Origin of the sequence: Streptomyces sp. NPDC006544 (genome assembly GCF_040611715.1) — a bacterium.
Classification (GTDB): domain Bacteria; phylum Actinomycetota; class Actinomycetes; order Streptomycetales; family Streptomycetaceae; genus Streptomyces.
Window position 1 is genome coordinate 1 of record NZ_JBEXOV010000174.1, and the last position, 8,629, is coordinate 8,629.

General features: G+C 73.9%; 5 protein-coding genes. 4 read left to right on the top strand and 1 reads right to left on the bottom strand.

Features of this window, described 5'->3' with window-relative positions:
- The 3 genes from ABZY44_RS36755 to ABZY44_RS36765 form a co-directional block, all read left to right on the top strand.
- A partial coding sequence (locus ABZY44_RS36755; protein WP_356661749.1) for a putative T7SS-secreted protein occupies positions 1-4,644 on the top strand: 4,644 nt, incomplete at its 5' end.
- The gene (locus ABZY44_RS36760) at positions 4,641-5,051 is read left to right on the top strand and encodes a hypothetical protein (protein ID WP_356661751.1); all 411 of its coding nucleotides are present in this window, start codon (positions 4,641-4,643) and stop codon (positions 5,049-5,051) included. The genes ABZY44_RS36755 and ABZY44_RS36760, both read left to right, overlap by 4 nt.
- Positions 5,052-5,122: 71 nt before the next feature.
- Positions 5,123-5,872 carry a hypothetical protein gene (locus ABZY44_RS36765; RefSeq protein WP_356661753.1) on the top strand — a complete coding sequence of 250 codons (750 nt, stop codon included), beginning with the start codon at positions 5,123-5,125 and terminating at the stop codon, positions 5,870-5,872.
- On the opposite strand, the gene ABZY44_RS36770 is transcribed toward ABZY44_RS36765, so the two are convergent.
- Positions 5,873-7,087: a DUF1266 domain-containing protein gene (locus ABZY44_RS36770; protein WP_356661755.1), complete on the bottom strand. Its 1,215-nt coding sequence runs from the start codon at positions 7,085-7,087 to the stop codon at positions 5,873-5,875. It abuts the gene before it with no gap.
- 181 nt (positions 7,088-7,268) lie between these two features.
- Here ABZY44_RS36770 and ABZY44_RS36775 point away from each other — a divergent pair, with 181 nt between their 5' ends.
- The gene (locus ABZY44_RS36775) at positions 7,269-8,501 is read left to right on the top strand and encodes an FAD-dependent monooxygenase (RefSeq protein WP_356661757.1); all 1,233 of its coding nucleotides are present in this window, start codon (positions 7,269-7,271) and stop codon (positions 8,499-8,501) included.
- Positions 8,502-8,629: the final 128 nt, after the last annotated feature.

Consider the following 8,629-nt stretch of genomic DNA (forward strand, 5'->3'; position numbering starts at 1 on the left):
CCGAAGAAGCTGGTCTACGGCAGTGTGTCGAAGATCCGTGCGCAGGTGTCGCACCTGAACGACTTCAAGGCGTCCTTCGACAAGGTCGGCAACGGCCTGAAGGGGATGGGGGAACCGGACGGGCTGAAGGGCAAGGCCGCGGACGCGTTCCGCGAGTCGGTGGCGAAGGAGCCGCCGCGCTGGTTCAAGGCGTCGGAAGCCTTCGGGAAGGCCGCGGACGCGATGGGGCGGTTCGCGGAGACCGTGGAGTGGGCGCAGAACCAGGCCAAGGAGGCCTTGGAGGAGTACAACAAGGCCAAGAAGGTCTCCGAGGATGCCCGCAACGCGCACAACAAGGCGGCCACCACCTACAACGACGCGTTGAAGGCGAAGAAGGATCCGCTGCCGCCGCGTCCGCCGGACCCCTTCGTCGATCCCGGGACGGCGCTGGCGACGGCCGCGCAGGACAAGCTGGATTCGGCGCGCAAGCAGCGCAACGACGTGGCGGAGACGGTGCGGTCGGCGGTGCGGGCGGCGCGGGACGCGGCTCCGCCGAAGCCCTCGTACACCGAGCAGTTCGGTGACGGGATGGATTACCTGGACCTCGCCGAGACGCATCTGGCGGGGGGCGTCCTCAAGGGCACGGCGGGGATCGTGAACTTCGCCCGTGCGCTCAACCCGACGGACCCGTACAACCTGACGCATCCGGCCGAGTACATGACGGCGTTGAACTCGACGGCGGCGGGTCTGGTCACGATGGCCAACGACCCGATGGGCGCGGGCAAGCAGATGCTCGACGAGTTCATGAAGGACCCGTCCGAGGGCCTGGGCAAGATGCTGCCGGAACTCATCGGTTCCAAGGGCCTCGGCTCGCTGAAGAAGGTCGGCTCGGCGGCCTCGCACCTCGACGACCTCAAGGGACCCGGCCGCAAGGCCCTCGAAGGCGACGGCCCGGACGCGCACAAGACCCCGGACGCGGACAAGGCCACGGGTCACACCGACCCGGTCGACCTCGCCACCGGCCGGATGTACCTCCCGCAGACGGACCTCGTCCTGCCCGGCACGCTCCCGCTGGTCTTCACCCGCCGCGCGGAGTCCGGCTACACGGCCGGCCGCTGGTTCGGGCCGTCCTGGGCCTCCACGATCGACCAGCACCTGGAGATCGACGCCGCGGGCGTCGTCCTGGTCGCCGAAGACGGGCTCGTGGTCGCCTACCCGCACCCGGCCCCCGGCATACCGGTGCTTCCCGCCACCGGACCGCCCCGTCCGCTGGAGCGGACCCCGGACGGCGACTGGACGGTGACCGACCCCGCGACCGGGCAGGTCCGCCGCTTCGGCCCGCCGGCCGGGGCCGCGCCCCACGTCCCCCACGGCCACGTCCCCCACGGCTCCGGTGCCGACGGCTCCGGTGTCGACGGCACCGGTGCCGACGGTCGCGGTGCCGGCGGTCGCGAAGACGGCGAGGGGAACGGCATCGCGCCGATCGTCCAGCTGGACGACCGCAACGGCAACCACATCGTCTTCGAGTACGACGCCGCGGGCGTTCCGGTCGGCATGGCCCACTCCGGCGGCTACCACCTCCGCTTCGAGACGGCGGAGGGCCGGATCACCGCCCTCCACCTGACCGGCGGCCCGCGCGTCCTCGCGTACGGCTACACCGAGGGGAACCTCACCGAGGTCGTCAACTCCTCCGGCCTGCCGCTGCGGCTCGCCTACGACGAGCGCCGCCGCATCACCTCCTGGACCGACACCAACGGCAGCCGCTACGACTACGTCTACGACGACCAGGACCGCTGCGTCGCCGAAGGCGGCGAGGCCGGGCACCTCGCCCTCACCCTCACCTACGACGGGCGCGACCCGGCGACCGGCCACCGCGTCACCGCGGTCACCACCGCCGACGGGCACACCCGCCGCTACCTGATCGACGAGCGGTTGCGGGTCGTCGCCGAGATCGACCCGCTCGGCGCCGTCACCCGCTACCAGTACGACAGCGCCGGGCGCGTGATCAGCCGTACCGACGCCCTGGGCGCCACGTCGCTCCAGGAGTACGACGAGGCGGGCCGGATCACCCGCTCGACCCGTCCCGACGGGCGCATCGCGGGCACCGAGTACGACGCACTCGGCCTGCCGGTCCGGGTGGCGAACGCCGACGGCACGGTCGTCCGCCAGGGCTTCGACGCCCGCGGGAACCGCACCTCGCTCACCACCTCGACGGGCGCGGTCACCACCTTCGCCTACGACGAGCGCGGCCACGTCGTCTCGGTGACCAACCCGCTGGGCGCCGTCACCCGCTACACCACCGACGCGGCCGGCCTGCCGGTCACGATCTCGGACCCCCTCGGCGCCACCTCGCGGTTCGAGCGCGACGCCTTCGGGCGCGCGGTGCGCGTGACCGACCCGCTGGGCGGCGTGACCACCATGGAGTGGACCCCGGAGGGCAGACCCGCCCGCCGGGTGGACCCCGACGGGGCCCAGTCGCTGTGGACGTACGACGGCGAGGGCAACTGCACCTCCTTCACCGACCCGGCGGGCGGGGTCACCCGCTTCGAGTACACCCACTTCGATCTGCTCGCCGCCCGGACCGGCCCCGACGGCGTGCGGTACGAGTACACCCACGACGCGTTGCTGCGACTGACGGGCGTGCGCAACCCCCAGGGCCTGACCTGGGAGTACGCGTACGACGCCGCGGGCCGGCTGGTCTCGGAGACGGACTTCGACGGCCTGACGCTGACCTATGCCTACGACCCGACCGGCCACCTGCGCTCGCGGGTGAACGGGCTGGGCGAGGAGATCGCCTACGAGCGGGACGTCCTCGGCCGGATCATCCGCAAGACCTCCCCCACGGGCACGGCGACGTTCGAGTTCGACGTCTTCGACCTGCCCGCCGCCGCGGTCTCCTCCGACGGCACCCGGCTGGTCCGCATCCGCGACCGGCACGGGCGCCTGGTCGAGGAGCAGGTCGACGGCCGTACCGTCCGCTACGCGTACGACGAGCTGAGCCGGCCCGCCGGCATGACCACCCCCACCGGGGCGGAGACCCGCTGGACCTACGACGAGGGCGGCCACTGCACCGAGCTCACCTCCTCGGGCCGGAAACTGACCTTCGAACGGGACGCGGCCGGCCGTGAACTGACGCGGCGCATCGGCGACCACACGCAACTGCACCAGACCTTCGACGCGGTGGGCCGGCTCACGACCCGGCACATCACCGGCTCGGACCGGCGGACCCTGCTGCGCCGCGGCTACAGCTACCGCGCCGACGGCAACCTGCTGGGCATCGACGACGCGGAGACGGGCCCGCGGACCTTCACCCTTGACACGGCCTCCCGGGTCACCGCCGTGGACGCCGCCTCCTGGTCGGAGCGCTACGCCTACGACGAGGCGGGCAACCAGACCTCGGCCGCCTGGCCGGAGCAGCTGGGCACGGAAGCCACCGGAGAGCGCGCCTACACCGGCACGCGGATCAACCGCGCGGGCCGGGTGCGCTACGAGCACGACGCCCAGGGCCGCGTGGTCCTGCGGCAGAAGACCCGGCTCTCCCGGAAGCCGGACACCTGGCACTACACGTGGGACGCGGACGACCGGCTCACCGAGGTGACCACCCCGGACGGGACGCGCTGGCGGTACCGCTACGACGCGCTGGGCCGCCGGGCGGCGAAGCAGCGGCTCGCGCCGTCCGATGTTTCACGTGAAACATCGGCGGGCGCGGCCACGGACGCGGCCGAGGTCGTGGAGGAAACCGTCTTCACGTGGGACGGACCGACCCTCGTCGAGCAGACGACGCGCTCGGCGGGCAACCCGCACGAGGTCACCATCAGCTGGACGCACTCCGGTATGCATCCGCTCACGCAGACGGAGTCCATCCGCAGGGCGCCGGAGGCGGTGCAGCTCTCGAAGGCCCCGCAGGAGGTGATCGACAGCCGGTTCTTCTCCATCGTCACGGACCTGGTCGGCACGCCGACCGAGCTGATCGACGAGCGGGGCGAGGTCGCCTGGCGCACCCGGGCGACGCTCTGGGGCACGACCAGCTGGAACCGCGACGCCTCCGCCTACACCCCGCTGCGCTTCCCGGGCCAGTACCACGACCCGGAGACCGGCCTCCACCACAACTACTTCCGCACCTACGACCCGGAGACGGCCCGCTACCTGACGGGCGACCCGCTGGGCCTCGCCCCGGCCCCCAACCCGGTCGCCTACGTCCCCAACCCGCACGTGTGGGCGGACCCGCTGGGCCTCACCCCGTGCACCAAGCCGGGCGGGGAACAGAAGGCCCTGCCCCCGTCCAAGCGCGGCGACACCGTCCCGCACCTGGAGGGTTCGACGATCGTCGCGCGCTTCGCCAAGCCGGGCGAGGAGTTCAACATGGTGGTCTCACCGGGCCAGAGGGGTCCGGGTGGATTCGGTACGTTCGACGACGTCCCCAACCAGCAGTACGTACGCGACCAGATGGCCGTCCGCACGGACTGGAAGCCGGACGTGTCGCTGCTCCAGCGATACCGCATCTCCGACGGTGACCCGATCCTCGTGCAGGAGAGCATCATCGGACCCCAGGTGGATCCGAAGCTGGGCCGGCTGCCGGGCGGCGGGACCCAAATAGAGATCATGGAGTTCGAAGACCGCGCCCGGCTGATCCCGGTCGGCCCACCGAAGGAGATTCCCAAGTGACAGCAGAGGATACGGACGTCGTGGTCACCTGGGCCGACGGCGACACGACGGTCCGCTGGAGCGGGCCCGCCGGCGCCGTCGAGAAGTCGTACGAGCGTGCGCCGCGGTCCGTCACGGCGTGGCGGGAGTACGACCGGACGCGGGTGCTGGTGGTGGAAGCCCTCGACACCGCGCCCTTCACCCCGTCGGACAACGCGGTGGTCTTCCGGGCCGACGGCTCCGAGTGGCGCCGGCTGACCCCGCCGCGCGACCTGGTGAACGCCCCAAGCGACATGCACGGTTTCGACTACGCCTTCCTGCAGGACGGCAGGCCGCTCCTGATCATGGTCACGCGCAACGCGGGTGATTTCCACGGCCGCATCGACGTGGAGACCGGCGAGATCGTGGACACGAACACCTGGCGATGACCTTGCCCGTCCGGGTGCTGCCGGGCCGTGCGGCGCGGTAGCCTCCCGGCCGGGGAAGGGATGGGATCCGGGTGTCCATCGCCGAGTTGCAGGTGTATGCCGTCGAGGCGGCCGATGTCACGGGCGGCGTGTGCCTGGTGCGGTGCGTCGGCGGGGTGGGGCGCGCCGGGCAGGTCTACGCGGCCGGGGAGCTGCGGCTCGGGCTGCGGCGGATCGAGCGGTACGGGCGCTCGGTGGAATCCTTCGACGCGGGACACACGGCGAAGGTCCACCTCACGGGACCCGTGGTCGCGCTGCTCGCCCGGGGTCAGGTGCTGACGCAGGTACCGCCCGGCGGGCACGCGCTGGCGGAGGTCGAGGCGTGGCTGGCCGCCGGGCCGCCGCTGCTGGAGGAGCCGCACCCGGGCCCGCTGCGGGCCATGGCGACGGTCAGGATGCAGGACGAGAGCCTGCCCGACGGGATGCGGCTGCGGTGGGGCCGGGTGGCGCTGGCCGCGCTCGCGCGGGCCGGCCGGCCGGAGGAGCAGCCGTACGTGCGCAGCTACCTGCTGCGGCGCTTCGGCCCCGGCCCGGACGGCGACCCGGACCGCGATCCCGCCGCCCTCTGCCGGGAGGTGCTGGCCCGGATCGGCATGACCACCGAGGAGGCGGCCGTGCAGGCGCGCGTCTGGCGGGAGCTGCCGCGTCCCGCCATCCAGCGCCTGCGCCGGGCGAAGAACCTGGTCCCCTGCATGGCTCCGGCCCGCCCGCACCTGGCCGCCACGGACCCCTTGGCGCTGGCCGCGGACGCCTGGGCGGCGCTGCGGCCCGGGCTTCCGTGACTACGCGAAGCCGGAACCCCTCCACGGGATGTTGCGCCAGGGCCCGGCGGGGTCCGTGGTCAGCGCGAGGTGCGTGGCCAGCGAGCTGGTGTACCACGCGCCGAACTCCTCCTCGTCGAAGTGCAGGCACCGCGCCAGCGAGTACCCGGCGGAGAACTCCTCCCACGACCGGTACGTCTCCCGCGCCGCCTTCCCGGCGCGCAGCACCGCCCGCTCGGCTTCGTCGAGGGTGCCGTAGCGGGTCGCCAGACCCCAGCGGGCCATCTGCGAGGCGCGGCCGTGGTCCCAGCCCTCGACGGAGCGGACCCAGTCGCCTTCGGCGAGCAGTCCGTCGGCGCGGAAGCGCTGTTCGTAGCGGGCGATCCGGCCGATCAGCCGCTGGACGCCCGCGATCTCGCCCTCGACCTCGGCCGTGGGGCGGGGCTCCGCGACGGTGACCCCGTCGGGGGTGAGCTGCGGTTCGGCGGCCCGCTCGGCGCTGCGGCGCAGGGTGGTGGCGGCGGCGTGCCGCCAGTGCTCGGTGTCGACGGGGCCGGCGAAGTCGGAGGCCAGGACGCGGCGCACGCGCAGCGCGAACTCCCAGACGGGGCTGACGATCTCGGCGGCGAGCATGCGGCGCAGGACGTCGTGCCAGCCCTCGGGGGTGGTGATGCCCCAGGCCTCGCGCAGCCGCTCGCGCTCGCGGACGTAGCCGTTGCCGTGATAGGCGAGGGCGTTCCAGAACTCGCCGTTGGACACGGCGAGATGCGCGCCGACGGCGAGGCCGTGCGCGACGGGCCCGTGCAGCGGTCCGCCGGTGTGCAGGGAGTGCACGGCGCCGGCGGCGAGGCCCCACGCGGGGGCCGCGGCGTCCCAGTGGGCCTGCCAGCGGGCCCGGTCGGCGGGGGTGGCGGTGAGGTACGCCTCGGTGGGTGAGCCGGGGTTCACGGCGAGGTGCGACGGGTCCCGGTGGTCCCAGGCCCGGGCGAACCAGGCGAGGGACTGGCGGGTGTACACGGTGTGCGGGTCGGGGACGGGCAGCATCCCGCGCGTGTAGACGGCGAGGCTGCGGCCGTCGGGGCTGGGGTGGAAGCGGGCGTGCGCGGGCTCGGCGTCCACGCGTGCGCGGGACTGCGGGAGGAACAGTTCGCTGCGGGCGAGGGCGTCGAGGTATCCCGCCCAGTCGCCGCGTGCCTTGGCCTCGTACAGCTCGCGCTCGATGGAGCTCGGCGCCATCCACCCATCCATGCGGGTCAGCCTAACGGCGCCCCCTGTGGGCCGGACCGGCCGAGGCGGGGGCCGGCGGCCGACTGGTCCCGCCCGGGCGCAACTGGCCGAAAACGTACGGTTCGCCCGGGCCCGGAACGCCAGTAGGGTGTCGGGCCCTGAGGGGCTCGTCGCGGCAGAGGGAGCGGCTATGCGGGGCGGTACGGGTTCGGTCGCGGTGGTCGGGGGCAGCATCGCCGGGTGCGCGTTCGCTTCGGCGGCCGCGCGCGCCGGGGCGGGCGAGGTGGTGGTGCTGGAGCGTACGCGCGGGCGGCTCGCGGACCGGGGGGTCGGGCTCTGCGTGCACGACGACCGCGCCGCCGAACTCACCGCGAGCGGAGCGCTGCCCGCCGGGATCCCCGCGCACCCCTTGGCCCGGCGCCGCTGGGTGGTCCGGGACCCGGAGGCGGGAGCGGCCGGGCGGGTGATCTGGGAGCAGCCGTTCCCGTTCCACTCCTACCACTGGGGGCTCCTGTGGCGCGGCCTGCGGGAGGCCACCCCGGACGCGGTGGTCTACCGGCAGGGCGAGACCGTCACGGGGGTGGCGCAGGCGGCCGGCGGGGCCGAGGTGCGGCTGGCCGGCGGGACGGTGGAGCGGTACGACCTCGCGGTCGGCGCCGACGGCTACCGCTCCGTGGTGCGCGAGGCGGTCTGCCCGGGCTCCCGGCCGCACTACGCCGGGTACGTCTGCTGGCGCGGCCACTTCGACGCCAGGCGGCTGGACTCCCTGCCGGGGGGCGCCGCGGACTGGCCCGCCGACGCGGTCAGCACGGTGTGTTTCCCCGGCGGAAGCTGCGTGGTCTACCGGATCCCGGGCGGACCGGACGGCGGACTGCGCGTGAACTGGGTGCTGTACGCCGTGCCGCCGCCCGCGGCGGGGCTGCGGCTGGACGACCCGACGAGTTTTCCGCCGGGCACGGTGAGCGCGGAACTGGCGGCGCACCTCGCGGAGTTGCTGGAACGGGAGTTCCCGCCGTACTGGGGCCGTGTGCTCGGGCTGACGGATCCGGAGCACGTGTACGTCCAGCCCATCTACGACCTGGAGACGACGCGCACCGCTGCGGGCCGCTGCCTGCTCGCCGGGGACGCCGCGTCCGTGGTGCGCCCGCACAACACCAGCGGGGCGGCCAAGGCGCTGCAGGACGCCAGCTCCTTCGAGGCGGCGTGGCGCGGGGCCGGGTCCTGGGAGGAGCTGCTGCGCGGATATCAGGAGGCCCGGGGCGCCGCCGGGCGGGAACTGGTGGCGCTGGCCCGCCGGCTGGGCCGCGCGCAGGTGGAGCGGACCCCGGACTGGGGGGCGATGGGACACGGCGAGGCGCAGGTGTGGTGGCAGGGCCAGCTCGCCGGAGCGGCGGACATCGGGGGCCAGGCCTTGGCCCCGTAGGGGCCCGGAGCGGGTCCCTACGGGCGGAGCGCCCGCCTGACGGTGCATCCGCCCGCCCGGGGACTCCGGCGACCCCGCATGCTTCCCGTCGGCCGCACCACCCGTACGGCCGCTCCGGGTCACTTCGT

What these genes read in the sequence shown, in the direction of transcription:
- ABZY44_RS36770 (WP_356661755.1), bottom strand. Translation starts at nt 7,087, where the DNA reads ATGGCGCCGAGCTCCATCGAGCGCGAGCTGTACGAGGCCAAGGCACGC.
- ABZY44_RS36775 (WP_356661757.1), top strand. Translation starts at nt 7,269, where the DNA reads ATGCGGGGCGGTACGGGTTCGGTCGCGGTGGTCGGGGGCAGCATCGCC.